Below are 25571 nucleotides of genomic sequence, written 5' to 3' on the forward strand. Positions count from 1 at the left end.
CCTCCCCCACCCGTTCCGAACCCGAGGAGACCGATGAGCGTCTACGACGTCTGGGCCCCTGAAGCGACCACCGTGCACCTGCACGTCGACGGCGAGCTGCTGCCGCTGACGGCCGAACCCGAGACCGGCTGGTGGCGGGCCCCTGCCGACCTCGACCGCGGGCCGGGCCACCGCTACGGCTTCGTGCTCGACGGCGGCGACTCCCCCGAGGGCGAGACGCCGCTGCCCGACCCGCGATCGCGCCGCCAGCCCGACGGCGTGCACGGCCTCAGCGAGACCTACGACCCGTCGGCCTTCGCCTGGACCGACGACGCCTGGACCGGGCGTCAGCTGGCCGGGTCGGTCGTCTACGAGCTGCACGTCGGCACGTTCACGCCCGACGGCACGCTCGACTCGGCGATCGAGAAGCTGCCGCACCTCGTCGACCTGGGCGTCGACCTCGTCGAGCTGCTGCCGGTGAACGGCGTGAACGGCCGCTGGAACTGGGGCTACGACGGCGTCGACTGGTTCACGGTCACCGACAACTACGGCGGACCGGAGGCCTACCAGCGCTTCGTCGACGCCGCTCACTCGGCCGGCCTGGGCGTCGTGCAGGACGTCGTCTACAACCACCTCGGCCCCTCGGGCAATTACTTGCCGCTGTTCGGCCCCTACCTGTCGAGCAAGCACGCCAACACCTGGGGCGACAACGTCAACCTCGACGACGACGGCGCCCACGAGGTGCGCGAGTTCATCCTCGACAACACGGCGATGTGGCTCGACGACTACCACGTCGACGGCCTGCGCTTGGACGCCGTGCACGCGCTCAAGGACGACAGCGAAGTGCACCTGCTGCAGGAGCTGGCCGAGCGGACCGCCGCCCTGAGCAGCCACCTCCGCCGCCCGCTCTCGCTCATCGCCGAGAGCGACCTCAACGACCCCCGGCTGATCACCCCGCGCGACGGCGGCGGCTTCGGCCCCGACCACCGTCAGGGCTACGGCCTCGACGCGCAGTGGAGCGACGACTTCCACCACGCCGTGCACGTCGCGCTGACCGGCGAGACGACCGGCTACTACGCCGACTTCGAACCGCTCGGCGCCCTCGCCAAGGTGCTGACCAGGGGGTTCTTCCACGACGGCACGTGGTCGTCTTTCCGCGAGGCCGAGCACGGGTACCCGGTCGACACCGAGCACATGCCGACCTGGCGGCTCGTCGTGGCGAACCAGAACCACGACCAGATCGGCAACCGGGCGATCGGCGACCGCCTCGCGGCGACGCTCGACGACGGCCAGCTCGTCATCGCCGCGACCCTGACCCTCGCGGGACCCTACACGCCGATGCTCTTCATGGGTGAGGAGTGGGCCGCCTCGACCCCGTGGCAGTTCTTCACCTCGCACCCCGAGCACGACCTCGGCGAGGCCACGGCGAAGGGCCGGATCGAGGAGTTCGCCAAGATGGGCTGGGACGAGTCGTCGGTGCCCGACCCGCAGGACCCCTCGACCTTCGATAACAGCAAGCTCGACTGGTCCGAGCTCGAGACGGGTCGGCACGCGGTCCTGCTCGACGCCTACCGACGCCTGGGCGCCCTGCGTCGCAGCGAGCCCGCGCTCACCGACCCGCGCTTCGGCGAGACGAGCGTCGAGTACGACGGCGACGCCCGCTGGCTCGTGCTGACGCGCGGTGACCTCAAGATCGCGATCAACCTCGCCGACCAGGAGGCGCGGGTCGCGGTGAGCGCCGAGACCGTCCTGTTCGCCAGCGACGGGTCGATCACCCCCGGGTCGAGCCTGCTGCTGCCGGCGCACTCGGTCGCGATCGTCCGCTGACGCCGCACCACGCACGACGCGCGCGCCCGGGGCTGACCACCCCGGGCGCGCGCGCTGTGTGCCGCCTCCCTGCTAGCGCGTCGACACGCCGCCCCGCACGGGCCCGACCCGGTGCGAGGTGGCGCGGACGCTCGGCAGGCGACGGTGTCGCACGACCAACTCGACGACGGCACGGGTCCGTCGTCGCAGACCCCAGAGGGTCACCTTGGTCAGCGACTCCCTGACGATCGAGCCGCTCATCTTCGAGGCACCGTGGATGCGCTCGGTGAACGTGATCGGAGTCTCGACGACCCGCAGGCCCGCTTGCAGCGCGCGCCAGAGCAGGTCGACCTGGAAGCAGTACCCGCGTGACTCGACCCGGTCGAGGTCGATGCGACGCAGCGCCGACGACCGGAACACCCGGAACCCGCCGGTCGTGTCGGCCACCCGGATGCCGAGGGCGCCGCGGGTGTACCAGCTGCCGCCGCGGCTGAGCAGCTCGCGCCGCAGCGGCCAGTTCTCGACGGCCCCGCCGGGCACCCAGCGCGAGCCGAGCACCAGGTCGTTCTCGCGCAGCAGCTCGAGCATGCCGGGCAGGTACTCGGGGTGGTGCGAGCCGTCGGCGTCCATCTCGACGAGGGCGTCGTAGCCGCGCTCGAGGCCCCAGGCGAAGCCCGCCAGGTAGGCGGCGCCGAGGCCGGCCTTCTCGGTGCGGTGCATCACGTGCACGCGCGGGTCGCGGGCGGCGTAGGCGTCGGCGAGCTCGCCGGTGCCGTCGGGCGAGCCGTCGTCGACGACGAGGACGTCGACCGAGGCGCCGGAGGCCAGGGTGCGCCCCACGATCCAGTCGAGGTTCTCGCGCTCGTTGAAGGTCGGGATGATGACGAGTGCGTCGTTCATGGTGGGGTCCTTTCCCGTCGGGTGGGAGTCGGAGGTGTCGGGTGTCGGTGGGTGCGTCGGGTTCAGGAGGCGCGGCGGGGGCCGGCGGGGCGGCGCCGGGTCACGAGGTGACCAGGTCGGCGAACACGATGAGGTTGTCGACGTAGTGCCCGGTCGACCGGTCGAAGGTGCCGTCGCAGGTGATCAACCGGAGGCCGGGCGTCGGGCTCGCCCCGTAGACGTCGCTCGTCGGGAACGTCGCCTTCGGGGTGCGCTCGCTGCCGGTGACGCGGAAGGTCTCGACCGAGCCGGTCGAGAGCGTCACCATGACCTCGTCGCCCGTCGTGAGCTTCGCCAGGTCGACGAAGACGGCCGGGCCGCTGCCCGAGTCGACGTGGCCGGCGATGACGGCGGGGCCGACGGCGCCGGGCACGACGCCGTCCTGGTACCAGCCCGCCGACTGCCACGCCTTCGGCGGGTCGAGCTCGCCCTGGGCGCCGAGGCCGAGGTCTTCGAGGCCCGAGTCCACGCCGATCGACGGGATCTGGACGCGGACGGGGGTGGCGTCCGCCGGGGGCGCCGTGTACGACGGTGCCGCCGGGTCCTGGAACGCACCGGCCGACCCGCGGGCGGCGTCCGGCGTCGAGGTGGGCGAGGGCGTGGCCGAGGTCGAGGTGCCGTCGGGCTGTGCGGCCACGGCTGCCACGGTCACGCCGCCGGCCACGAGCACCACGGCCGCTCCGGCCGCGAGGACGGCCGCACGGTGGCCCGCCACGAAGGTCGCGAGGCTCATCGGGCCACCGCCAGGGGTGAGCAGGCACCGAGGCTCGTGCCCTCGAGTTGCAGGGCGGCGAGCGCCGCCCAGGCGGAGCCGTAATAGGTGGGGGTCGACTGCGAGAGGTCGTCGGCGGTCCGCAGGTCGGCGGACGCACGGTCGTCCTGGCCGGCGCTGGCCTCGGCCGCCGCGCGGGCGGCGTAGGCGAGCGGGCTCTGATCCGAGCCGACCGACTGCCCGCCGAGGTCGAGCTGCATGGGCAGTTCGTCGTACCGCTGCAGCACGCCGGCCATCGACGCGGCCAGGGCCACGTCCTCGGGCTGGCACGACTCGGCGTAGCGCAGGGCGAGACGGCCGGCGTCGTAGCTGTACTGCACGCTGCCCGACGACCCGTCGGCGCTCGGCAGCGGCACGGTCGTGCCGTCCTGCCGCACCTGCGCCCAGTCGCTCGGCAGCGCGGTCGAGGCGAGGATGTTCGTGGTCACGGCTCGTGACCCGGCCTCGAGCTCGGCCCAGCGGGGGTCGCCGCTGGCCTCGCCGAGCTGGGCGAAGGTGGCGGGCGACGCGTACGAGGGGTTGTACGACCAGGGGCCGGGGCCCATGGCCCAGGGGCCCGGCAGCAGGATGCGGCCGACGTCGGTCGAGACGGTCATCTCGTCGAGCACGTCGGTGCCGAGGTCGACGCCCGAGGTGGTGAGGTCGGGGCGGTCGAAGGTCGAGCCGGCGAGCACGAGGGCCCGGGCGGCGTCGACGTCGGCGTCGCTGGCGGGCATGTCGTCGACGACCGCGCCGTCCTTCCACTGCCAGGCGAGCAGGCCGTCGGGGCGGACGAGCTCGTCCTGCGTCCAGGTCCAGATGGCGTCGAAGCGCTTCTCGTCGCCCACGGCGACCGCGACGAGCATGCCGTAGGCCTGCCCCTCGCTGACCGTGTCGTCGCCCTGGTCGCGTCGGACGACCCGACCGTCGTCGTCGACGTAGTCGTCGAGGAAGTCCTGGCCGATCTCGGTGGCGGTGCGGGCCTGCGGGGTCGGGGTGCCCGTGCCGGGGGTGCCGGTCGCGTCCGCGCCGGCGCCTGCCTGGTCCGTCGACGGGCCGCCAGACCCTCCGACGACGAGGGAGGCGATGCCGGCCGTGACGGCGAGGGCCACCACGACGGCCGCTGCGAGCAGCGCCTTCGTCTTCTTCGTCATGTCGTTCTCTTCTTCTTCGTCTCGATGCCGTGGGCGGACCGCCGGGGCGGGCCGTCGTGCGGGGCCGTGGGGGCCGGGGAGGCGCGGTGCACGCGGTCGTCCACCGCGCCTCCCCGTCCGGCCGGGAGCGTGCTCGGCGTCAGATGCCGAACCAGCCGAGCACGGTGGCCCAGAGGCCCTTCGACTCGCTCTTCTGGGGGTGCTCGGCGAGGTAGCCGCCACCCGTCTGGACGCCGCCGACGGGTGCCTGCGCCGTGGCGGCGCTGTCGACCACGGGGACGATGGTGATGCCACCGGTCGAGTTGTCGAGCACGAACAGCGTGTTGATGCTGCCCGCGGCGAGGTCGACGTCGCTGGTGCCCGTGACCTTCTGGCCGGTGAGGTCGAGGGTCCACGGACCGGCGGCCACCTGGGCGTAGCCGCTGGCGCTGCCGAAGGGCGCGTCCTCGGCGATGGTGGTGCCCGTGCTGGTGGCGACGGTCACGGTCTTGCTGACGTTGGCCGCCTGCACGAGACGGACCTTCGCCTGGCCCTCGGCCGGTGCCGTCAGGTCGTCCTTGAAGACCTGCGTCTTGAGGTCGTCGTTCGGTCCGTAGGCGACGGCGGTGATCGGCTGGCCGCTGTCGACCGTGATGTTCGACGTGATGACCGGCTTGGCGTCGGTGGGCGCGTCCGCGGCGGTCATCGAGACGACGTACGTCCCGGCGGCCAGCGCCTGGTACGGGCTGACCTGACCGTAGGTGACGTCGTCGAGGTCCATGACGACCTGCCCGCCCTTGAGCGAGGTCAGGGTGACGTCGACGGCCTTGGTGTCGGGCGACAGGTGGCCGACGCGCACCCAGCCGTCGCCGTCGGCGGCGTTCGCCGGCGAGACGCCGACGAGCGAGCCGGCGAGGGCGACGCCCGCCGCGGCGGTGAGGGCGAGCACCGTCGCGAGGCGACGACGCCGGACGGGCTGTCCGGGAGCGGTGGCGGCGAGGGCGCCGGTGGTGCGTGAGAGGGAAGCCATGTGGCTGGTCCTTTCCGGTCGGGTGTCCCACCCGGGGGTGGGACGCGGTGAGGAGATGCCGGTGCCCGCCGCGGGGGCGGGCACCGGCGTGGCGATCAGTTGCTGAGCACTCCACTCGGCGCGACGGCCGAGAAGGTGACCTGGAGCCCGTCGCCCGAGGGGACGACCGACTCGGGCACGTAGACGCTGCCCAGCCCTTCGAGCGTCGACCGGAGCTGGTCGACGGACTGGCCGCCCTGCGGGGTGACGTCGAACCGACGGAACAGCGCTTCTTGCTCGCCCGGCAGCGCCTGCGGGTCGGCGACCGAGATCGGACCCATGGCGGCCAGCTGCCCGAGCACGATGATGGCCCGCGGGTCGAGGCGGCCGTCCGAGAGCGCGGTGCGGAGCGTCGACGAGATCTGCAGGTTCGGGTTCTGCGCGAGCTCGGCACCGGCCTGCGACCGGGCCGACGCGGCGTCGTCCGCCTCGGTCTGCGCCTGGGCCTCGCCCTGGCTGTCGATCTGGCGGACGTTCACCTGCTGGTCGCCCTCGCCGAAGGTGGCGACGACCGTCGAGTTGGCGAGCGCGTCGCGGATGTCGGCCGAGGCCGCCCCCGAGGTGCGCACCGACTCGGTCTCGAACAGGTAGTCCGAGTCGCGCCAGCCGTTCGGCGACTGCGCCTGGACGGCACCGTCGGTGTCGATCTTGTAGAACCAGATGACGTTCTCGCGGGAGAAGCCGGCCTTGACCAGGTCGACCCACACGGCGTCGTCGACCAGCAGGCGGCTGTCCTTCGGCACGTTGGTCTCGACCCAGGTCTCGGCGTTGCGCATCGGCGCGTCGAGGTCGCTGTCGAGGAACCCGCGCAGCTGGACGGCCCAGAGCGGCACGACGGCGACGATCGCGGCCAGGGTGAGGGCCAGCCACGCGACCGAACCGGTGCGGGTGGCCGCGGTCGAGAGGGCGCCGGACCGACGGGCCCGGAACGCCTTCACCGCGTGGTCGGTGACCGCCGCGACGAGCAGCGCCGCGAAGGGCAGCAGCATGATCACGTAGGGCACCGGCAGGTACCCGCCGGGGCGGAACATGAACGCGATCAGGAACACCATCATCACGCCGAGCGGACGCAGCTTCTTCACGAACACCGCGACGATCGAGGCGATGGTGCCCAGCACGATGAGCACCTGGTCGAGCTGCCACCACTGCGACACGGTCGCGAAGAACAGGCTGCCGGTGTCGAACACCGAACCGCTGGCCTCACGGGTCGCGAGCTGGAACTGGATGCCCTCGAGCAGGCTCACCCGGCCGGCACCCGGCAGCAGCTCGCCCTTGACCGCGGCGAGCGCGACGTAGCCGAGGCCGACGAGCACGAGCAGGCTGGCCGCGATCGACAGGGTGTAGCGACGCGTCGCCTTGTCGGCACCGCGCCACATCATCCAGGCCAGGAAGGGCAGCGCCAGCAGGTACGTCTCCTTCGAGAGCACCGCGATGCCGAACGACAGCGAGGCGGCTGCGAATTCGGCGAGCTGGTAGCGACGGCTCAGGGCGAAGACGAACGCGGCGAGCAGCCAGGGGGTGGCGACGTTGTCGAGGTACACCGTGCGGTGGAACTGCAGGGCCAGCGGCGACACGGCGAACACGAGGCCCGCGACGGCGGCCGCGGGGCGGCTCAGGCCGAGCTTGCGTCCGAGCAGCCAGACGAGGACGACCGAGACGATCGTGAAGAACAGCATCGCCTCACGGGCCGCCAGCACGGCCACGTCGTACCGCGAGAAGGCTCCGGTCAAGGCCGTGTAGGCCGAGATCTGCAGCCAGCCGACGGGCGGGTGGTCGTACCAGTAGGTGTAGTGGGCGATCTCGCCGAGGTTCTGGATGGCCCACGCCTGGGCGGTGTAGGTGCCCTCGTCGTCGATGCGCTGCGGCGAGCCGTCCATGTTGAAGGCCTGGACGACCGCGGCGATCGCGAGGACGGGCAGCAGCCAGGCGAGGCTCGCGCCGTGCCGGCGGAGCCACGAGGCGGGCTTGGCGCCACGGAGGTCCTTCGTGGGCACCACGGGGGCACCCGGGCTGTTCGACACGGTGGTGTCGGCCGCGCGGGGGCGGTTCAGCGTCGACGTCATCGGTCACCTCCGGTCATGGCCATGGCGGGCTCCTGCTGGGAGGCGCGGGGCGCCTCCTGCGGTTCGGTCGCGACCTCGTCGCGGTGGGCACCGGTGTGCTCGGTCTTCTCCCAGGCGTTGAGGCCGCGCAGCTGGCGGAAGACCGCCCGGACCGCGGCGAGCGCGAGGAAGATCTGGTAGGGCAGCAGACCCCAGACGAGGCGGAAGTAGTCGCGGGCACGGACCTTCTGGCCGTAGACCCGGCCGAACTCGCGGAGGCCCGTGAACTCGACGGCCAGCAGCACCAGGGTCGGCGCCAGGGGCACGAACGAGACGAGCGCGATGGCCGTCGGCACCTTGGTGGTCAGGATGAGGATCACCGAGATGGGGATGAGCAGGCCCGTGGCCGCCTGGATGAACGGCATCGTGAGCAGGTAGCGGGCCATCAGGCGCTGACGCAGGCGGGGCAGCTTCTTCCACTCGCCCTTGCCGTAGACCTGCATGAAGCCCTGGTTCCAGCGCGTGCGCTGCTTGAGCAGCGAGACGAAGGTGCCGGGGGTCTCCTCGCGGGTGACGACCTCGGGGCTGTAGGCCACGACGACCTTGGCGCCGGCGCTCGAGAGGCGGACCCCGAGCTCGCAGTCCTCGGCGAGGCACTCGGCGTCCCAGCCCTGCGACCAGTCGAGCCAGTCCTTGCGGACGAAGACCGTGTTGCCGCCGAGCGGGATGAACTTCTCCTTGGCGTGGAAGTGCAGGCGCGAGCGGAACCAGAAGTAGTACTCGAGCACGTTGCGGAGGCTCCACCAGCTCGACTGGAAGTTCATGAGCTGCACGCCGCCCTGCACCACGTCGGCGTCGGTCTCGGTGAACCGCGAGTCGACCAGGGTCAGCAGGCGGGGGTGCACCTCGTCCTCGGCGTCGAACACGCCGACGATCTCGCCGCGCGAGGTCTGCAGGGCGAGGTTGAGCGCCTTGGGCTTGTTCTTCGGCACGCTCGAGTCGACGATCACGCGGATCAGCTCGGGGTGACGAGCGGCGGCCTCGCGGGCGACCCGCTCGGTGCCGGGGTCGTCGTGGCCGACGATCGCGATGATCTCGAAGTCGGGGTGGTCCTGCATCGCGAGGCGGTCGAGGGTCTGGCCCATGACCTCCTCCTCGTGCCGCCCGGGCACCAGGAGGGTGAACGAGTGGGCGGGGTCGAGGGGGTTCGCGCTGAACTGGCTGTCCTCGAGGTTGTCCTTCGAGCGCCAGGCGTGCAGCATCCACCACAGGGTCGACACGGCGACCGCGGTCAGCAGGATCGTGACGACGATGAGCGACGAGTAGCCGATCCATTCGAGCGGCGACCAGTCGGGCAGCTGGAAGCCGATCATCGACTCGGTCGCGCCGGTCGTGCCACGGTTCGGCACGAACTGCGACGGGTCGGAGGGGGCTTGCGGGGTGAGCAACGGGGCGGGTTCGCCCGCTGCGAGATGTGATGTCGGGATCTGGGTCGGGTCAGTCGACACAGGATCACTCTCCAGTCAGTGGGTCGGGTGCAGGTGGCCCTGCGGGGTGTTCTGTCGGGTGGGGTCGTCGATCGGCACGGGGCCGACGACGGTGGCGAGCGCGGCCGACGCTTCGGGGGCGTCGGTCGAGGAGGCGACCGCGGGCGAGCCGCGGAAGACGAGGTGGCGGTACGCGAGGTACCGGAACACGGTGCCGAGCACGAGCCCGACGCCGTTCGCCGCGACGTTGTCCGCGAGCTGGCTCGTGAAGCCCAGCACGTAGTGCGAGACGAACAGGCAGGCCGAGGCGACCAGCAGGCCGCCCACGTTGACGAGGCCGAAGGTGATCGCCTCGCGGACGACGGCCTGGTTGCGGCCCCCGCGGAAGGTGAGGTACCGGTTGCCCAACCAGGCGACGACCGTCGCGACGACCACCGACAGGACCTTGGCCCCGATCGGCTTGTCGTCGAGCAGGGTCGAGCGCAACAGGTTGTAGACGCCGACGTCGACGACGAAGGCGATGCCGCCCACGGCGCCGAAGGTCGCGAGCTCCTTCACCCGGGCGACGAGGCGCAGGGGTGGTGTCGGGTTCGTCGAGGCGGCACGGTCGGGACGCGCCCCCCGGACGGGGTACTCGGTTTCGGGCATGTCACCGGTTCGGGGGGCGTCGGCAGATCGGTTTGGTCGGGGTACGCCCGTCTGGGTCAACTGCCAGGTGGGCGACATCTGCCGTTCATCTCGTCACGGGCTCGTCGACCCGGCCGGGCCGGACGCCCAGCGCCGCGGCCGTCGCCGCCGGGGCCGTCGCCGGCTCCGGTCCGGGCGCCGGCAGGGGTGCCGCCTCGGTCGCCCGCGCACCCGTGCCCCCGAGTTCGGCCGCGATCGCCGCGACGACGGCGGCCAGGGTCACCAGTCGGCCGGGCACGGTGCCGACGACCACGAGGAGGCGCTCCCGGGCCGTCGCGCGCCTCCCCTGCTCGGCGGCCACCTCGGTGGTCGCGCCCACGTCCAGCAGCTGGGCCAGGGCGGCCGGCAGCACGGGCACGAGGGCGAGGGCGACGACGAGGGCCGGCGCCCCGACCGCGACGGTCGACGCGAGGACCGCCGCGCCCACGACGGTCGTGGCGGCGTCCAGCAGGGGGTCGGTGAGCACGCCGAGGGCCCGGCGCCTCGCCTTGGGCCGCAGCCGTCGCCAGTCACCCTTGCCGAGCACCTGCAGACACCCCCTGACCGCTCTCGTCCGGGCACGGAACAGGTCGCCGAGACCCCCGGGCGCCCGCTCGACGGTGGTCGTGCCTGGCGACGTGGCGACGACGACGCGGGCTCCGGCGACGGTCATGCGGACGCCGAGGTCGAGCCCCGCCTCGACGCAGGACGCATCCCACCCACCCGCCCAGGCGAGCCACGAGTGGCGGACGAAGAGCGTGCTGTCCGACAACGGGACGAAACCGGCGCGTCCGTGGGAGCGGACGACCGACCGGGCCCACCACCAGCGGTCGACCGCCGACCGGGGCGACCACCACGGCGACGGTTCGAGGGCCGGGCGGCTGGCGTGCTGCACCGCGTCGGCGTCGGTGCGGGTCAGGACCGAGTCGACGAGGGCAAAGAGTCGGGGGTGCGGGCGGTCCCCGGGCGAGAAGACGCCCACGACCCCGTCACCCACCGCGGCGAGTGCGTCGGCCAGCGACGACGCCACGGTCGGGGACGGGCCGGCCGAGCGTCGCGCGGCGACGATCCGGACCCGTCCCGGGTGACGACGGACGGCCGACGTGGCGACGTCGTGCGTCAGGCGGTCGTCGGGGTCGACCGCCACGAGGACGTGCACGTCGGGGTGCTGCTGCCGCGCCAGCAGGTCGAGGGTCACGGCCAGGCCGGCCGGCCCGAGCGCGGGCACGAGGGCCGTGAACGAGTGGGCGGCGGGCAGCACGGGCCCGTCGAGGTCACGGTGGCCGAGCTCCTCCTGCTCGCGGACGAGGTACAGCCGTCGGGCCGTGCGGCGGAGCGACAGCACGACCGCGAGGGCGACGAGGACGGCGAGCACGACGACGCCGACCCATTGCACGCTCGACCAGTCCGCCCACGGCAGGGTCGCCGCCACGCCGTCGACCGAGCCCGTGGGCGAGCCGCCGCGGTTCGGCGCGAAGGGCGTCGGGGTCGCCGGCAGCGTCGGCGTCAGCACGGGGCCGGGCGCCGCCAGGGTCGGGTCGGAGGTCACGGTGGTGCTCCAGTCGGGGTCGGGTCTGCAGGAGCCTCGGATGCCTGCCCCGGGGTGGGACGGCGGCGTCCGACTGGTCGTGTCCCCCAGGCGGGGGACACGACCTGATGAATCGTCACTGTACGCCACGAGAGTCGACCGCACACCCCCTCACCCCGACCACCGGGGCGCGTAGCGTGGGGCCATGGAATTCAGACACCTCGGCGACAGCGGACTCAAGATCTCGGAGATCACCTACGGCAACTGGCTGACGCACGCGTCCCAGGTCGAGAACGACGTGGCGACGCAGTGCGTCCGTGCCGCCCTCGACGCCGGCATCTCGACCTTCGACACCGCCGACGCGTACGCGAACACGGCGGCGGAGCAGGTGCTCGGCGACGCGCTCAAGGGCGAGCGTCGCGAGAGCCTCGAGATCTTCACGAAGGTCTACTGGCCGACCGGGCCCCGCGGCCACAACGACGTCGGCCTCAGCCGCAAGCACGTCCTCGAGTCGATCGACGGGTCGCTCCGTCGGCTCGGCACCGACTACGTCGACCTCTACCAGGCCCACCGGTACGACCACGAGACCCCGCTCGAAGAGACCATGCAGGCGTTCGCCGACGTGGTCCGGGCCGGCAAGGCGCTCTACGTCGGGGTCAGCGAGTGGACGGCCGAGCAGATCCGCGCCGGGCACGAGCTCGCGGTGGAGCACGGCATCCAGCTCATCTCGAACCAGCCGCAGTACTCGATGCTCTGGCGCGTCATCGAAGCCGACGTCGTGCCCGCGAGCAAGCGCCACGGCGTGGGGCAGATCGTCTGGTCGCCCGTCGCGCAGGGCGTCCTGACCGGCAAGTACAAGCCGGGCGCCGAGCTGCCCGCGGGCAGCCGGGCCACCGACGACAAGGGAGGCGCGGACTCCATCAAGCGCTTCCTCACGGACGAGGTCCTCACCGGGGTCGCGAAGCTCGAACCCGTCGCGGCCGACCTGGGGCTGTCGATGGCGCAGCTCGCCATCGCCTGGGTGCTGCAGAACGACAACGTGGCCTCGGCCATCATCGGGGCGTCCCGCCCCGAGCAGGTCGCCGACAACGTCAAGGCGGCGGGCGTCACCCTGCCCGCCGACGTCATGGCCCGGATCGACGACGCCCTCGGCGACCTGGCGGAGAAGGACCCCTCGAAGACCGTCTCGCCCGAACGTCGCCCGGCCTGAGCACGGCACCTCCGACCCCGGTCGGACACCTCCCGACACGACGGGAATGTTGTCCTACTGGATGCGCTTGCATATACTCGTACCAGCTTCGATGACACGTCATCGACCTCGACCTCACACCCTCAGGAGAACACCATGAGCATCACCGCAGAGAAGATCCCCGCCGGCACCTGGAACCTCGACCCCACCCACAGCGAGGTCTCGTTCAGCGTCCGTCACCTGGCCATCAGCAAGGTCAAGGGCTCGTTCGAGTCGTTCGACGCCTCGCTCGTCACCGCCGAGGACCACACCGCCTCGAAGGTCACCGCGTCGATCGACGTGGCGTCGGTCAACACCAACCAGAAAGACCGCGACGGTCACCTGCAGACCGGCGACTTCTTCCTCGCCGAAGAGCACCCCAAGATGACCTTCGTGTCGACCAGCATCGAGGAGAAGGGCGACGACTCGTTCCTCGTGCACGGCGACCTGACCCTCCGCGGCGTCACCAAGCCGGTCACCCTGAAGAGCGAGTTCGGCGGCCTCGTCGTCGACGGCTACGGCCAGACCAAGCTCGGCTTCTCGGCCACCACCAAGATCGACCGCACCGAGTTCGGCGTCACCTGGAACGCCGCCCTCGAGGCCGGCGGGTTCACCCTCGGCAACGACGTCACCGTCACGCTCGAGATCCAGTTCACGCTCGCCGCGTAGGCAGCCACGGCACCGGGAAGGGCCCGCTCTCGCACGGCGAGGGCGGGCCCTTCCGCGTGCGGCGGGTCACGGGCCGGGCCCGCCCGCCGATCAGTCCGTCGCGAGCACCCGGCGCAGCACGGCCCGCTCCCCCAGCGTCCACGCCGCGCTCGTCACGAGGTAGAGGCCGGCGGCCAGCGGCGCGAACGCGGCGAAGGCCACGCTGACGAACGGCAACCAGCGCACCATGCCCGCCGTGCCGGCCGGCGCCTCCTGCCCTCGCCCCCGACCCGCCGACGGGCTCGCCCCGGCGCCCGTGAAGCGCAGGGTGGCGCGCCGGCTCAGCTCGACGACGATCGCGAGCAGCACGAGCAGGACGAGGTACGGCCAGATCGCCGTGAGGCCCGTCCCGAGGGTGACGACGAGGTTGGCGCCGAGGGCCGCGCCCCCGAGGGTGTGCGACAGCAGGGCGTTCGCGTGACCGGCGATCTCGGAGTGCGCGAAGAGCGAGTACACCGCAGTGAGGACGGGCGCCTGCGCGAGCGTCGGCAGGCACCCGGCCAACGGCGAGACCTTCTCGGAGGCGTAGAGCGCCATGAGCGCCCTGGACCGCGCCTCGGGGTCGGCGATGCGCCGGTTCAGGTCGGCGATCGCCGGGGCCAGGCGGCGTCGGGCGATCTCGGCGCGCACCTGAGAGACGCCGACCGGCACGAGCACGAGACGCACGAGCAGGGTGAACAGCACGACGCCGAGGGCGGCGGCGGACGCCCCTGCGACGGGCTCGACGAGAACGCCGAGGGTGGTGACGAGCGACTGCAGGCCGTCGAGGACGACGGCGATCGGGTGGAGGGTGGACAGGTCCATGCGGACTCCTCGGTCAGAGAGACGGTGGGTGTCTTCTGGCCGCCGAGGGCGTCGGGACGACGCGGGCGCGGAGGCGCTCAGGCGGCCGGGACGGCCCGCCCCGGCGCTCGTGACCGCACGTGCCCGCGGGCGTCGGGGTCGCGGCGCCAGACGAGGAGGCGCGTGTCGGCCCCTTCGCGGAGCGTCACCTCGGGCACCGCCGCCGCCAGCCCGCAGAGGGTCGACACGACACGGGCGACGCCCAGCGCGACCACGGCGGTCGCGGCGCCGAGCAGGCCGACGAGCACGACCGCGGACAGCGGGGCCCCGCCGGACGAAAGGACGGCCTCGACGAACGCCACGAGCGGTGCGAGCATCGAGAGGCCGAGGGTCATGTCCTGACACTACCCCGCGTCACCCCCCTCCACGAGGGCGGCGGGGCGCCTCGGGACGACCACGGCGAGCGCACCGGCCCGAGGAACAACCCGGCGCGGCCCGTGGTTGTCGCCCGATGACACCGCCCCACCCGAGAGGACCCCCGATGACCGTCGACTGGATCACCCTGCAGAAGACCGCCCACGACGAGTTCGCCCGCCGGGTCGAGGCCGTGGCCGACTGGGACGCCCCCACGCCCGACACCGAGTGGACGGTGCGCGACCTCGTGCGCCACGTCACGCGCGGGCAGCAGTGGGTGCCCCTGCTGCTCGAGGGCGGCGACCCCGCCGAGGCCGAGAACTCGATCGAGCCGCTCGGCGACGACCTCGTCGAGGCGTGGCACCGCTGGTCGGGTGCCGCCACCGCCGCCTGGCGTGGGGCCGACCCCGACGCCGAGGTCCGGCTGAGCGCCGACGTCGTGCCGGCCCACGAGTACCTCGCCGAGCAGGTCGCCGACGTGACCATCCACACGTGGGACCTCGCGCGCGCCGTCGGCACCGACGAAGAGCTCGACGACGACCTCGTCGAGGCCGTCTGGGGCGTCTTCGCACCGCAGAAGGACGCCCTCGAGGCCTCCGGGCTGTTCGCGTCGCCGGTCCCCGTCGACGACGACGCCCCGCTGCGCGTCCGGTTGCTCGCGCTCACCGGGCGCGACGCCCGCTGAGCCGACCGGCACCCCGGCGCGCGTCCCGTCGACCACGCCACCCGCGCCTCCCGGGGGTTCATCACCCGGCCCTGCCACAGTGGTGCCATGACCGACCCGATCGCCCGCCCGTGGCTGCACAGCTACGCCCCCGACGTCCCCGCCGACATCGAGCCCGTCACGGGCAGCCTCGTCGACCTGATCGACGACGCCGTGTCGACGTACCGGCAGAAGCCGGCGCTCGAGTTCTTCGGACGCGAGACCAGCTACCGCGACCTGGGCGACCAGGTCGCCCGGGCGGCCGAGGGCCTCAGGAGGCTCGGCGTGGGTCGCGGCGACCGGGTCGCCTTGATCCTGCCCAACAGCCCGCAGCACGTCGTGGCGTTCTACGCGGTGCTGCGCCTCGGCGCCGTCGTGGTCGAGCACAACCCGCTCTACACCGACCGTGAGCTGCGGCACCTCTTCGAGGACCACGGCGCCACGATCGCCATCGCGTGGGACAAGCTGGTCGACCGCCTGCGCGCCCTGCCCGCCGACATCGGGTTCTCGACCGTCGTGTCGGTCGACGTGACGAAGGGCATGCCGCTCGGCACGCGCCTGGCCCTCAAGCTGCCGGTGCCCGCGGCGAAGAAGAGCCGGGCCGCCCTCACCGACGGCGCAGAGGGCGACGTCACGTGGCAGGGCCTGCTGTCGAACCGCCCGTTGCGCAAGAAGCACCCCCGGCCCGACGTCGACGACATCGCCCTGCTGCAGTACACGAGCGGGACGACCGGCTCGCCCAAGGGGGCGATCCTGACGCACCGCAACCTGCGCAGCAACGCCGCCCAGGGGCGGGCCTGGGTGCCCGGCCTGGTGGACGGCGACGAGACCGTCTACGGCGTCCTGCCGTTCTTCCACGCCTACGGCCTGACCCTCTGCCTCACCTTCGCGATGAGCATCGGGGCGCGCCTGGTGCTGTTCCCGAAGTTCGACGTCGACCTCGTGCTCAAGGCGGCGAAGAAGCACCCGCCGACCTTCCTGCCGGCCGTGCCGCCCATCTACCAGCGCCTGGCCGACGCGGCGCGCGAGCGCGGCGTCGACCTGTCGAGCGCCCGGTTCGCCATCTCGGGTGCCATGAACCTGCCCACCGCGGTCGTCCAGGCCTGGGAGGGCGTCACGGGCGGTCTGCTCGTCGAGGGCTTCGGGCTGACCGAGACCTCGCCCGTCGCCCTCGGCAACCCGATCGGCCCGACCCGACGCGTCGGCACGGTGGGCGTGCCGTTCCCCTCGACCGAGGCGATGGTCGTCGACCGCGACGACCCCGACCCGAGCCGCCCGGTCGTCGCCGGAGCCGCGGGCGAGCTCCTGCTGCGGGGGCCCCAGGTCTTCCGCGGCTACTGGAACCGTCCCGACGAGACCGCCGAGGCCTTCCTCGAGGGGGGCTGGTTCCGCACCGGCGACATCGTCACCATGAGCACCGACGGCTACGTCACGATCGTCGACCGCATCAAGGAGCTCATCGTCACCGGAGGCTTCAACGTCGCACCGTCCGAGGTCGAGGAGGCCGTCCGGAACGCACCCGGCGTGGCCGAGGTCGCCGTGGTCGGCCTGCCCCGCCCGGGCGGTGGCGAGGACGTCGTGGCGGCCGTCGTCCTCGAACCGGGGGCGACGTTCGACGCCGAGGCGATCCGCGACGCCTCCCGCGGCCAGCTCGCCGCCTACAAGGTGCCGCGTCGGGTCGTGCGGCTCGACGAGTTGCCGAAGTCGCTGATCGGCAAGGTGCTGCGCCGCGAGGTGCGCGACCGTCTCATCGCTGCCGGCTGAGCCCGCTCCGGCGGGCCGGACGGTCGGCGGTGCGGGCTGGTCGGGCGGGCTGCTCGGCGGGGCGGGTGGGTCGGCCGCGTCAGAGCCGCTGCCACCGGTCGACCGGCCACGCGACGACGAAGGCGCGGCCGATGACGTCGTCCACGGGGACGAACCCCTCGTAGGGCCCGGTCTGGTGCGCACGCGAGTCGGCCGACCGGTCGCGGTTGTCGCCGAGCACCCACAGCGCCCCCTCGGGCACGGTCACGTCGAAGTCGGTGGCCGAGGCCCGCGGGCCGCCGTCGACGAGCGTGAGGTAGGGCTCGTCGAGCGGTTCGCCGTTCACCAGCACGTGCCCGTCGGCGTCGCAGCAGCTGACGTGGTCGCCCGGCAGCCCGACGACGCGCTTGACGAGGTCCTGCCCGGCGGCGTCGCCGTAGCCGAGCCACCCGCCCGGGTCCTCGAAGACGACCACGTCGCCCCGGTGCAGCGGCAGGAAGCGCGGGGCGAGCTCGTTCACGAGGATGCGGTCGCCGATCATCAGCGTCCGTTCCATCGACCCCGAGGGGATCGAGAAGCTGCGCACCAGGAACGACCGGACGCCCCACGACAGCAGCAGCCCCACGAGCACGATCGCCAGCAGCTCGAGCAGCCACCGTCTCGTCGCGCGGGCCGAGGAGGCGCGGGTCGAGTCACCGGCGTCGGTCGCGTCGGCGAGGGGGTGGGCTCCGGTCACCGGCTCATCCTGCCAGCGGCCGTCCGCCCCCGCCCTCCCCGGTCAGGGGGCCGTGCGACACCGCCACGCGACCCCGCCGGTCGGCGCCCAGGGACGCACGGCCCGCCGGGCCGGGCTCAGGAGGCCGACCAGCCGATGCGGTCGAGTCGGGCGAGGGCGTGCTCCTCGGCGACCGGGCGCTTGCCGAGGACTCCCCCGACGCCCGCGAGCATGGCCTGGGCGGGCGCCCGGGTCGGCAGGTCGACCGGCCCGACGTGCGGTGTCCGCAGGCCGAGCAGCTCGCGGAAGCGCGGCTGCAGCGTGCCGACCGCGCCGTTGAACAGCACCGGGTAGCCGACCTTCAGGGCGGGGAAGAGCGGCGGCCGCTTGATGAACCTCACGACGTCGTCGGTGCGGGCCGTCCGTTCGAGCACGCCCCGGCGGTCGAAGTCCATCAGCTGCTGCTGCATCTCTGCGACGGTGCGCGGCGGGTTCGGCACGCCCATCAACTCGCCCGCCGTCGCCCACTCGCGGACGTACGCGTCGGGCCCGCCGGGGACGGGCTCGCGACCCCACTCGAGGTAGGCGGCCAGGAACGAGTCGGCGAACGCCATGTGCACCCAGCTGAGCAGCTCGGGGTCGTTCGCCGCGTAGTCGTGGCTCACGCCGTTCCGGTCCTCGTAGCTGCCGACCACCTTCGTGTGCAGGCGCGAGACCCAGTTCGACGCGTGGGTGGCGGCCTCACGGCTGCCGTACGAGACGGTGTAGATCCAGCGGATCGTGCCGGCCAGGCGCCCGAGCGGGTCCTCGCGGAAGCGCGAGTGGTCGTGCACGCCGGCGAGCGCCCCCGGGTGCAGGGCCTGCACGAGCAGGGCGCGGACGCCGGCCGGGATCGTCGACATGGCGCCGTGCACGGCCCAGACCGCCGAGCCGGGCAGGAAGAACCCCTCATCGTCGCCCTTCTCGAGGTCGGTGACCCACGCGGGCGTGCCCGTGTACTGCCCGTTGAAGGTGTACTGCAGGCGGGCGCGGAGCGGTTCGGTCAGTGCGGGCATGCCTCGATCATGCGCCGCCGAAGCTGGACGCTCGCGGCAGGCGGGGCGGGCCGTCCCGGCAGACGGACGCCGCGCCTCCCGCACCCCGGAGCGGGGGCAGGAGGCGCGGCGTGCGTGGCGACGACGGGCGTCAGTTCCCGTGCGCCTCGACCGAGACGGGCTGCCACTCGTTCCACGTCTTCAGACGCGACTCGTAGTCCTTCGTCGCGATCTCGAGCGGAGCCTTGCCGAAGAAGATGCGCAGCGGCGGCTCGTCGGCGTCGACGACCTTGAGGATCGCCGCGCGGGTGGCCTTCGGGTCTCCCGGGTCGGCGGCCGACGGACGCTTCGACGCGGCCTCGCGCACCTCGGCGTAGGCCTCGAGCTCGTCGCTGCGAGAGGCGGACGGCCCCGACCAGTCGGTCGAGAACCCACCGGGCTCGACCAGGGTCACCTTGATGCCGAAGCCGGCGACCTCTTGCGCCATCGACTGGCTGAAGCCCTCGAGGGCCCACTTCGACGCGTGGTAGATGCCGACCGTCGGGAAGGCGCTGATGCCGCCGATGCTCGAGACCTGGACGATGTGCCCCGAACCCTGCTCGCGCATGATCGGCAGCGCGGCCTGCGACACCCAGAGGGCGCCGAACAGGTTCGTCTCGAGCTGGGCGCGGGCCTCGTCCTCGGTGATCTCCTCGATCATGCCGAAGTGGCCGAAGCCCGCGTTGTTGACGACGACGTCGAGGCGACCGAAGTGCTCGGCAGCCTGCTGGACGGCCGCGACGTCGGCCTCGCGGTCGTTCACGTCGAGCTGGACGGGCAGGAAGGCGTCGCCGTACGCCTCCACCAGCGGGGTGACGTCGTCGATCTTGCGTGCGGTGCCCGCGACCTTGTCGCCGCGTTCGAGGGCCGCCTCGGCCCACTCGCGGCCGAAGCCCTTGGATGCACCGGTGATGAACCAGACCTTGCTCACGATGTGTCGTTCCTCTCTTCGTGATGTCGATGACCATGCTGCGCCGCGCCTCCCGGCCTGGGTCAGGTTGCCAGCGCGCACCGAGCCGACGGGGTACGCCCGGCGGGTCGATAGAGTGGGCCGGTGACCACCGACAGCGCTCGTCCCTGGCTCGACTCCTACGCACCCGGCGTGCCGCACGACCTCGAACCGGTCGACGGCTCGCTGCTCGACCTGGTCGAGGCCTCGGCGGCGCGCTACCCGAAGGCGGTGGCGCTCGAGTTCTTCGGGTCGACCACGACCTACTCCGAGCTCGTGGACCAGATCGCCCGGGCCGCCGAGGGCCTGCGCAAGCTCGGCGTCGGGCACGGCGACACCGTCGCCATCGTGCTGCCGAACGGCCCGCAGCACGTCGTCGCCTTCTACGCGGTGCTCCGTCTCGGCGCGATCGTCGTCGAGCACAACCCGCTCTACACGCCCCGCGAGCTGCGCCACCAGTTCGAGGACCACGGCGCGAAGGTCGCCATCGCCTGGAACAAGGTGGTCGAGACGATCCAGGCGTTCCCGGCCGACGTCGCCGTCGAGCACCTCGTCTCGGTCGACGTCACCCGGGCCATGCCCCTCACCACGCGGGTCGCCCTCGCCCTGCCGGTCAAGAAGGCCCGCGAATCGCGCGAGCGCCTGACGACCACGGTGTCGGGCACCACCCCGTGGGAGAAGGTCGTGGGCTCGTCCCGCATCAAGGCGAAGCACCCGCGACCGACCACCGACGACCTCGCGGTCATCCAGTACACGAGCGGCACGACCGGCACGCCGAAGGGCGCCCAGCTGACGCACCACAACCTGCTCTCCAACGCCGCCCAGGCACAGGCCTGGGTGCCCACCATCGAGCGCGGCACCTGCGTGGTCTACGCGGTGCTGCCGATGTTCCACGCCTACGGCCTGACGCTCTGTCTGACCTTCGCGATGAGCATGGGCGCGCGCCTCGTGCTGTTCCCGGCCTTCGACCCGGCCCTCGTGCTCAAGGTGATGAAGAAGCACCCCCCGACCTTCCTGCCCGCCGTGCCGCCGATCTACGCCCGCCTCCAGAAGGCCGCGGACGACGCCGGCGTCTCGCTGAAGGGCGTCGACGTCGCGATCTCGGGCGCGATGCCGCTCTCGGCCGACGTCGTCGAGCCGTGGGAGGCCGAGTCCGGTGGGTGGCTCGTCGAGGGCTACGGGCTCTCCGAGTGCTCGCCCGTGCTGATGGCCAACCCCGTGGGGCCCACGCGACGCGCCGGCACGGTCGGCCTGCCCCTGCCGGGCACCGAGGTCCGCGTCGTCGACCCCGAGAACCCCACGGTCGACGTGCCCGCGGGCGACCGCGGTGAGCTGATCGTGCGGGGCCCGCAGGTCTTCAGCGGCTACTACCGCAAGCCGAAGGAGTCGGGCGAGGTCTTCGTCGACGGCGACTGGTTCCGCACCGGCGACATCGTGACGATCGACGACGACGGCTTCGTGCGCATCGTCGACCGCATCAAGGAGCTCATCATCACCGGCGGGTTCAACGTCTCGCCCTCCGAGGTCGAAGAGGTGCTGACCCGGTTCGAGGGCGTCGCCGAGGCGGCCGTCGTCGGGCTGCCGACCCCGGGCGGCGAGCAGGTGGCCGCCGCGATCGTCACCAAGCCCGGCGCCCACGTCGACGTCGCGGCCCTCCGCACCTTCGCGCGCGGGCACCTCACGCCCTACAAGGTGCCGCGCCGCATCGTCGTGGTCGACGACCTGCCCAAGTCGCTGATCGGCAAGGTGCTGCGGCGCAAGGTGCGCGACTCGCTCGCCGAGCGCTGACACCGCACCCGCGCCTCCCCCGCCGTGCGGGCCGAGGCGCGGGTGCGGCCGGCGGACGAAGGTCCGGGAGGCGCGGGTCAGCTGGGCGAGACGCGGTCGGTCACGCGCCCCTCGGCCAACCAGGCCAGGCGTTGCAGCGCCTCCTTGTTGCGCCAGTGCAACGGAGGATCGAGCAGGGGCTTCGGGACGAGGCGGCCGGGGCCGGCGACGGCGTACTCGACCATCGTGACGAAGCACCCGCCCATGCGGTTGCGGACGTCGATCTCGACCCGGGCCTCGCCCATCGGCCAGCCCTTCGCGTGGAACACGGCACGGACCGGGGGGTCCCACTCGAGGATCGTCGTCACGTCGTCGATGACGAGCGGCCAGACGCCGAAGGAGTGGTGGATGGTCGCCTCGACGCTCGGCCAGGTCAGGTCGACCTCGCGGATGCGCGCGGAACCGACGACCCAGCTCGGGAACAGCCAGCCGTCGCTCAGCACGTCGAAGACGTCGTGGGGAGAAGCCTCGATGAATCGGTGCGTCGTGCTCATCCGTCGATCCTGGCAGTGAACGGGTCGATCCGCGCGCAGCGCGCGCCCACGATCAGGCGTCGACGCCCAGGTGGGGCAGACGGTCGATGCCGAACTCGTGCTTCAGCGCACTGCGCGCGGCGTAGGCCCCGCCGAGGCCGTGCACCGACGGACCGGGGGGCGTCGACGACGAGCACAGGTAGATGCCGGGGGTGGGCGTCCGCCACGGCTCGCGGGACAGCGTCGGCCGGGCGGCGAGCTGCCACACGCTCGGCGCCCCCGAGGCGATGTCGCCGCCGACGTAGTTCGGGTCGTGCCGTTCGAGCTCGACGGCCGTCCGGCTGTGCGTCGCGAGGATGGTGTCGCGGAACCCCGGGGCGAAGCGCTCGATGCCCGCGATGACGGTCTCGGTCTGGTCGACCGTCGAACCACGGGGCACGTGGGTGTAGGCCCAGAGGGCCTGCTGCCCCTCGGGTGCCCTCGTGCCGTCGACCACGCCGGCCTGGGCCACGAGGACGTAGGGCGTGCGGGCGTGACGGCCCGACGCGACGTCGTGCTCGCCCGAGGCGATCTCGGCCCTCGTGCCCCCGAGGTGCAGGGTGGGGCTGCGGCGGGCCTCGTCGTTCGCCCAGGGCACGGGACCCGACAGGGCGAAGTCGACCTTGGCCGCGGCGTTGCCGTACCGGAAGCGCCGCAGCGCCCGTTCGTACCCGGCGGGCAGACGGCTGCCGGCGATGTCGGCCAGGGCCCGGGCGCTCGTGTCGAAGATCGTGGCACGGGCACGGGGCAGCTCGTCGATCGACGTGACGTCCACGCCCGTCGTGATCGTGCCTCCGTGGGCTCGGACGTCGTCCGCCATCGCGTCGACGATCGCCTGGCTGCCACCCGTGGGCACCGGCCAGCCGCGTGCGTGGGCGTGCACGGCCAGGACGAGCCCGGCGGCCGCGGTCGACAGGCTGGGCATCGGGCGGATGGCGTGGGCCATGACCCCGGCGAGCATGGCGGGGGCCTCGTCGCCCGAGAAGTCCGCGTTCCACCACGGCCCGCTCTGCGACAGCGCGGCGAGCCCGAAGCGGGCGAGGGTCACCGGGTCGTCGGGCACGCGGACGAGCTCGCGCATCGTGAACTTCGCCATGCGCGGCTCACGCTCGACGAGCCCCCTCAGGAGGCGCGTCCACGCGGCCCCGTCGGCGCCGAGCCCGTCGGCCGTCCGCTCGAGGTCACGGTAGGCGATGCCGGCCCGACCGCCGTCGAGCGGGTGCGCGTACGAGATCTCGGGCACCCTCAGCTCGATGCGCCGGTCGAGCTGGAAGCGCTGGAAGAAGCCCGACGCGAGCGCCATGGGGTGCACCGCCGAGCAGATGTCGTGACGGAAGCCCGGCAGCGTGGCCTCCTGGGTGCGGGCGCCGCCGCCGATGGTGTCGGCCCGCTCGACGACCTCGACGCGCAGGCCCGCCCGGGCGAGCACGACGGCCGCCGCGAGCCCGTTCGGGCCCGCGCCGACGACGACGGCGTCGACCTCGGGCGCGGCGCTCACGCGCGACCGCCCCGTGTCACCCGGCCCACGACGGCGGCGGTGGCAGCCACGGCGGCGCCGAGCCCGGCGCCCACGGTGAGGGCACGGTGACGGGTGTACCAGACCTGGGGGCTCATGCTGCGGGCGCGGTCGCTGAAGATGCCGCGGGCCCCCTGGTCGCCGGCCGTGGGTTCGTAGAGGTTGTCGGGCAGCATGGGCTCGGTCTTGTCGGGCGCCTGCTGACCCGAGTACCCGCTCTTCGCGAGGTAGACGTCGAGGACGTTCGCGACGAACCGGTTGCCGAGCACCGTCATGACGGTGGGCTCGCCGAGCCAGGTGCGACGACGCGGCTTGTCGGCCACGTCGGCGATGGCGTGCGCCCCGACCTCGGGCTCGAAGATCGGCGGGACGGGCTGGGGGTGCTCGGGCAGACGCGACCGCACCCAGTTGAACTGGATCGTGTTGAGGGCCGGCATGTCCACCGTGCTGATGCGCACCGCGCTCTTCGCGTGGATCAGCTCGGTGGTCACCGACTCGGTGAAGCCCTGCACGGCGTGCTTCGCCCCGCAGTACGACGCCTGCAGCGGGATGCCACGGTGCGCGAGGGCCGAGCCGACCTGGATCACGTGGCCGCGGTCGCGGGGCACCATGCGCGAGAGGGCCGCACGCGTGCCGTTGACGAAACCGAAGTAGTTGACGGCCGTGGCGCGCTCGAAGTCGTCGGGGTCGGTCTCGAGGAACTCCCCGAACACGCCGACCATGGCGTCGTTGACCCACAGGTCGATGGGGCCGAGCTCGGCCTCGACCCGGTCGGCGGCCGACTCGACCTGTGCCCGGTCGGCCACGTCGGTCGAGATGCCCAGGGCACGGCGCCCGGCGGCCTCGACGTCGCGGACGGCACCGTCGAGGCCGTCCTGGCCCCGCGCCAGGACCGCGACGTCCCAACCCCGCGAGGCGAGCTCTCGGACGGTGGCCCGGCCGAGGCCGGCCGATCCTCCGGTGACGACGGCGACTCTGGTGCTGGTCATGGTGCTCCCTGGGGCCTGACGGCGGGTGGTGGGCGGACCCTCGACGCTAGTCCGCGACGAGGGGCCCGGCCCGGGCCGACGTCCAGGTCGGGGACGCCGCCGTCACCGCGGGGGACGGTGGGTCTCAGATGTCGAAGTCGCCGCCGCCGAAGTCGCCGAAGCCCCCACCGAAGTCGCCGCCGCCGAAGTCGCCGCCGGTGTCGGCGCCGAAGTCGCCGCCGCCGTCGCTCGCCGTCTCGGTGCCGGCGTCGGCACCGCCGTCCGCTCCCCCGTCGCCGTCGGCACCCTGGTCGGCGCCGGCGTCGTCACCCGCGCCTCCGTCGGCCGTCGCGCCGGCGTCGGGCAGGAACGCGCTCATCAGGGTGGACCCGATGACGTAGCCGGCGACGGTGCCGAGGATCGACCCGCCGATGATCGACCCCATGCCGGGGCCCTGACGCATCGGCTGACCGTTCTGGCCCGCCTGCTGCTGGCCGTTCGGGCCTCCGCCGAGGGTGCGCTCGAGGCTGCCCGGTCGGCGCAGCTCGGACCGGGTCGCGGCCTGGGCGAGCGAGCCGGCGTCGTCGCCGCGTGGCGCCTCGCCGGGGCTCGACTCGGCCGTCAGCTGGTCGAAGACGAGGCGGCGTTGCTCGGGGCTGAGCTTCGCGAACGCCTCGGCGTGCACCTGCTCGATCGTCTCGGGCGGGGCGGTCTTGAGCAGGTAGCGGTAGCGCTCGACGGCGATCTCGTCGTCGCTGCGAGCGGGCCCGCCGGCGGGCGCTCCCGTGGGCTGCTGGCCGTAGCCCTGCTGCTGGGCGTAGCCCTGGGCCTGGCCGTAGCCCTGCTGCTGGGCGTAGCCCTGCGGTGCCTGACCCTGCTGCGGGGCGGCGGGCTGCTCGTAGCTCTGCTGCCCGTACTGGTAGCCCTGCGGGTAGGCCTGCTGCTGGCCTTGCTGCGGCTGGCCCTGCTTCGGCTCGCGGCCGAGGAGTCGGTCGAGGAATCCCATGGCGGTGTCCTGTCGGTTCGTGTGCT

Annotated in this window: 23 protein-coding genes; 6 read left to right on the plus strand and 17 right to left on the minus strand. The window is 72.9% G+C overall.

What is annotated here, in order from left to right:
* Positions 1-33 precede the first annotated feature (33 nt).
* Positions 34-1806, plus strand: coding sequence for a malto-oligosyltrehalose trehalohydrolase (gene treZ / locus AC3CCI_RS02385; RefSeq protein WP_488627989.1), 1773 nt, complete (start codon positions 34-36; stop codon positions 1804-1806).
* Positions 1807-1878: 72 nt separating this feature from the next.
* Here treZ and AC3CCI_RS02390 read toward each other — a convergent pair whose 3' ends face one another.
* The 8 genes from AC3CCI_RS02390 to AC3CCI_RS02425 form a co-directional block, all read right to left on the minus strand.
* Positions 1879-2685: a polyprenol monophosphomannose synthase gene (locus AC3CCI_RS02390; protein ID WP_354593453.1), complete on the minus strand. Its 807-nt coding sequence runs from the start codon at positions 2683-2685 to the stop codon at positions 1879-1881.
* A 100-nt stretch (positions 2686-2785) separates the two neighbouring features.
* Entirely contained in the window at positions 2786-3457 is a 672-nt protein-coding gene (locus tag AC3CCI_RS02395) for a class F sortase (protein ID WP_488627990.1), read from the minus strand.
* On the minus strand, positions 3454-4629 hold the full coding sequence (locus tag AC3CCI_RS02400; protein ID WP_354593455.1) for a glycosyl hydrolase family 8: 1176 nt from the start codon (positions 4627-4629) through the stop codon (positions 3454-3456). Before AC3CCI_RS02400 ends, AC3CCI_RS02395 begins: the two co-directional genes overlap by 4 nt.
* 139 nt (positions 4630-4768) lie before the next feature.
* Positions 4769-5638: a DUF4397 domain-containing protein gene (locus tag AC3CCI_RS02405; RefSeq protein WP_354593456.1), complete on the minus strand. Its 870-nt coding sequence runs from the start codon at positions 5636-5638 to the stop codon at positions 4769-4771.
* A gap of 95 nt (positions 5639-5733) precedes the next feature.
* Positions 5734-7740, minus strand: a complete 2007-nt coding sequence (locus tag AC3CCI_RS02410; protein ID WP_488627991.1) for a hypothetical protein — start codon at positions 7738-7740, stop codon at positions 5734-5736.
* Positions 7737-9227: a glycosyltransferase gene (locus tag AC3CCI_RS02415; RefSeq protein WP_235491532.1), complete on the minus strand. Its 1491-nt coding sequence runs from the start codon at positions 9225-9227 to the stop codon at positions 7737-7739. The genes AC3CCI_RS02410 and AC3CCI_RS02415 overlap by 4 nt, the downstream gene beginning before the upstream one ends.
* A gap of 15 nt (positions 9228-9242) precedes the next feature.
* Positions 9243-9854, minus strand: a complete 612-nt coding sequence (locus tag AC3CCI_RS02420) for a GtrA family protein (protein ID WP_354593458.1) — start codon at positions 9852-9854, stop codon at positions 9243-9245.
* An 85-nt stretch (positions 9855-9939) separates the two neighbouring features.
* Positions 9940-11421: a glycosyltransferase gene (locus AC3CCI_RS02425; RefSeq protein ID WP_488627992.1), complete on the minus strand. Its 1482-nt coding sequence runs from the start codon at positions 11419-11421 to the stop codon at positions 9940-9942.
* 184 nt (positions 11422-11605) lie between these two features.
* On the opposite strand from AC3CCI_RS02425, the gene AC3CCI_RS02430 reads away from it, so the two are divergent.
* Together AC3CCI_RS02430 and AC3CCI_RS02435 are read left to right on the plus strand one after the other, a co-directional pair.
* The gene (locus AC3CCI_RS02430) at positions 11606-12610 is read left to right on the plus strand and encodes an aldo/keto reductase family protein (RefSeq protein WP_488627993.1); all 1005 of its coding nucleotides are present in this window, start codon (positions 11606-11608) and stop codon (positions 12608-12610) included.
* A 135-nt stretch (positions 12611-12745) separates the two neighbouring features.
* On the plus strand, positions 12746-13297 hold the full coding sequence (locus AC3CCI_RS02435; protein ID WP_354593461.1) for a YceI family protein: 552 nt from the start codon (positions 12746-12748) through the stop codon (positions 13295-13297).
* A 90-nt stretch (positions 13298-13387) separates the two neighbouring features.
* On the opposite strand, the gene yidC is transcribed toward AC3CCI_RS02435, so the two are convergent.
* The gene (gene yidC, locus AC3CCI_RS02440; RefSeq protein WP_488627994.1) at positions 13388-14140 is read right to left on the minus strand and encodes a membrane protein insertase YidC; all 753 of its coding nucleotides are present in this window, start codon (positions 14138-14140) and stop codon (positions 13388-13390) included.
* Between the two features lie 77 nt (positions 14141-14217).
* Positions 14218-14514, minus strand: coding sequence for a DUF6412 domain-containing protein (locus tag AC3CCI_RS02445; RefSeq protein WP_488627995.1), 297 nt, complete (start codon positions 14512-14514; stop codon positions 14218-14220).
* Between the two features lie 146 nt (positions 14515-14660).
* On the opposite strand from AC3CCI_RS02445, the gene AC3CCI_RS02450 reads away from it, so the two are divergent.
* Together AC3CCI_RS02450 and AC3CCI_RS02455 are read left to right on the plus strand one after the other, a co-directional pair.
* Positions 14661-15218: a TIGR03086 family metal-binding protein gene (locus tag AC3CCI_RS02450; protein WP_354593464.1), complete on the plus strand. Its 558-nt coding sequence runs from the start codon at positions 14661-14663 to the stop codon at positions 15216-15218.
* An 87-nt stretch (positions 15219-15305) separates the two neighbouring features.
* Complete coding sequence (locus tag AC3CCI_RS02455) at positions 15306-17000, plus strand: long-chain-fatty-acid--CoA ligase (protein ID WP_488627996.1); 1695 nt, start codon at positions 15306-15308, stop codon at positions 16998-17000.
* Positions 17001-17079: 79 nt separating this feature from the next.
* On the opposite strand, the gene lepB is transcribed toward AC3CCI_RS02455, so the two are convergent.
* The 3 genes from lepB to AC3CCI_RS02470 form a co-directional block, all read right to left on the minus strand.
* Entirely contained in the window at positions 17080-17715 is a 636-nt protein-coding gene (lepB, locus tag AC3CCI_RS02460; RefSeq protein WP_488627997.1) for a signal peptidase I, read from the minus strand.
* Positions 17716-17831: 116 nt separating this feature from the next.
* Entirely contained in the window at positions 17832-18749 is a 918-nt protein-coding gene (locus AC3CCI_RS02465) for an oxygenase MpaB family protein (RefSeq protein ID WP_488627998.1), read from the minus strand.
* 130 nt (positions 18750-18879) lie between these two features.
* Entirely contained in the window at positions 18880-19698 is an 819-nt protein-coding gene (locus AC3CCI_RS02470; protein WP_354593468.1) for an SDR family oxidoreductase, read from the minus strand.
* Between the two features lie 123 nt (positions 19699-19821).
* Here AC3CCI_RS02470 and AC3CCI_RS02475 point away from each other — a divergent pair, with 123 nt between their 5' ends.
* A complete protein-coding gene (locus AC3CCI_RS02475) occupies positions 19822-21504 on the plus strand; it encodes a long-chain-fatty-acid--CoA ligase (RefSeq protein WP_488627999.1) in 1683 nt (560 codons plus the stop codon).
* A gap of 77 nt (positions 21505-21581) precedes the next feature.
* On the opposite strand, the gene AC3CCI_RS02480 is transcribed toward AC3CCI_RS02475, so the two are convergent.
* From AC3CCI_RS02480 to AC3CCI_RS02495, 4 genes are all read right to left on the minus strand, one after another.
* Positions 21582-22037 carry an SRPBCC family protein gene (locus AC3CCI_RS02480; RefSeq protein ID WP_488628000.1) on the minus strand — a complete coding sequence of 152 codons (456 nt, stop codon included), beginning with the start codon at positions 22035-22037 and terminating at the stop codon, positions 21582-21584.
* Between the two features lie 52 nt (positions 22038-22089).
* Positions 22090-23553, minus strand: a complete 1464-nt coding sequence (locus AC3CCI_RS02485) for a phytoene desaturase family protein (RefSeq protein ID WP_488628001.1) — start codon at positions 23551-23553, stop codon at positions 22090-22092.
* Complete coding sequence (locus AC3CCI_RS02490; RefSeq protein WP_354593472.1) at positions 23550-24560, minus strand: SDR family oxidoreductase; 1011 nt, start codon at positions 24558-24560, stop codon at positions 23550-23552. Before AC3CCI_RS02490 ends, AC3CCI_RS02485 begins: the two co-directional genes overlap by 4 nt.
* 124 nt (positions 24561-24684) lie before the next feature.
* Entirely contained in the window at positions 24685-25545 is an 861-nt protein-coding gene (locus tag AC3CCI_RS02495) for a hypothetical protein (RefSeq protein WP_488628002.1), read from the minus strand.
* Positions 25546-25571: the final 26 nt, after the last annotated feature.

The sequence above is a fragment of the Frigoribacterium sp. CF331 genome (assembly GCF_057787905.1).

Excerpts from the sequence above, each read along its gene's own strand:
- AC3CCI_RS02445 (WP_488627995.1), bottom strand. The coding sequence starts at position 14,514 with ATGACCCTCGGCCTCTCGATGCTCGCACCGCTCGTGGCGTTCGTCGAG.
- AC3CCI_RS02455 (WP_488627996.1), top strand. The coding sequence starts at position 15,306 with ATGACCGACCCGATCGCCCGCCCGTGGCTGCACAGCTACGCCCCCGAC.
- AC3CCI_RS02390 (WP_354593453.1), bottom strand. The coding sequence starts at position 2,685 with ATGAACGACGCACTCGTCATCATCCCGACCTTCAACGAGCGCGAGAAC.
- AC3CCI_RS02490 (WP_354593472.1), bottom strand. The coding sequence starts at position 24,560 with ATGACCAGCACCAGAGTCGCCGTCGTCACCGGAGGATCGGCCGGCCTC.
- AC3CCI_RS02450 (WP_354593464.1), top strand. The coding sequence starts at position 14,661 with ATGACCGTCGACTGGATCACCCTGCAGAAGACCGCCCACGACGAGTTC.
- AC3CCI_RS02465 (WP_488627998.1), bottom strand. The coding sequence starts at position 18,749 with ATGCCCGCACTGACCGAACCGCTCCGCGCCCGCCTGCAGTACACCTTC.
- treZ (WP_488627989.1), top strand. The coding sequence starts at position 34 with ATGAGCGTCTACGACGTCTGGGCCCCTGAAGCGACCACCGTGCACCTG.
- yidC (WP_488627994.1), bottom strand. The coding sequence starts at position 14,140 with ATGGACCTGTCCACCCTCCACCCGATCGCCGTCGTCCTCGACGGCCTG.
- AC3CCI_RS02435 (WP_354593461.1), top strand. The coding sequence starts at position 12,746 with ATGAGCATCACCGCAGAGAAGATCCCCGCCGGCACCTGGAACCTCGAC.
- AC3CCI_RS02480 (WP_488628000.1), bottom strand. The coding sequence starts at position 22,037 with ATGAGCACGACGCACCGATTCATCGAGGCTTCTCCCCACGACGTCTTC.
- AC3CCI_RS02420 (WP_354593458.1), bottom strand. The coding sequence starts at position 9,854 with ATGCCCGAAACCGAGTACCCCGTCCGGGGGGCGCGTCCCGACCGTGCC.
- AC3CCI_RS02395 (WP_488627990.1), bottom strand. The coding sequence starts at position 3,457 with ATGAGCCTCGCGACCTTCGTGGCGGGCCACCGTGCGGCCGTCCTCGCG.
- AC3CCI_RS02495 (WP_488628002.1), bottom strand. The coding sequence starts at position 25,545 with ATGGGATTCCTCGACCGACTCCTCGGCCGCGAGCCGAAGCAGGGCCAG.
- AC3CCI_RS02430 (WP_488627993.1), top strand. The coding sequence starts at position 11,606 with ATGGAATTCAGACACCTCGGCGACAGCGGACTCAAGATCTCGGAGATC.
- AC3CCI_RS02400 (WP_354593455.1), bottom strand. The coding sequence starts at position 4,629 with ATGACGAAGAAGACGAAGGCGCTGCTCGCAGCGGCCGTCGTGGTGGCC.
- AC3CCI_RS02410 (WP_488627991.1), bottom strand. The coding sequence starts at position 7,740 with ATGACGTCGACGCTGAACCGCCCCCGCGCGGCCGACACCACCGTGTCG.
- AC3CCI_RS02405 (WP_354593456.1), bottom strand. The coding sequence starts at position 5,638 with ATGGCTTCCCTCTCACGCACCACCGGCGCCCTCGCCGCCACCGCTCCC.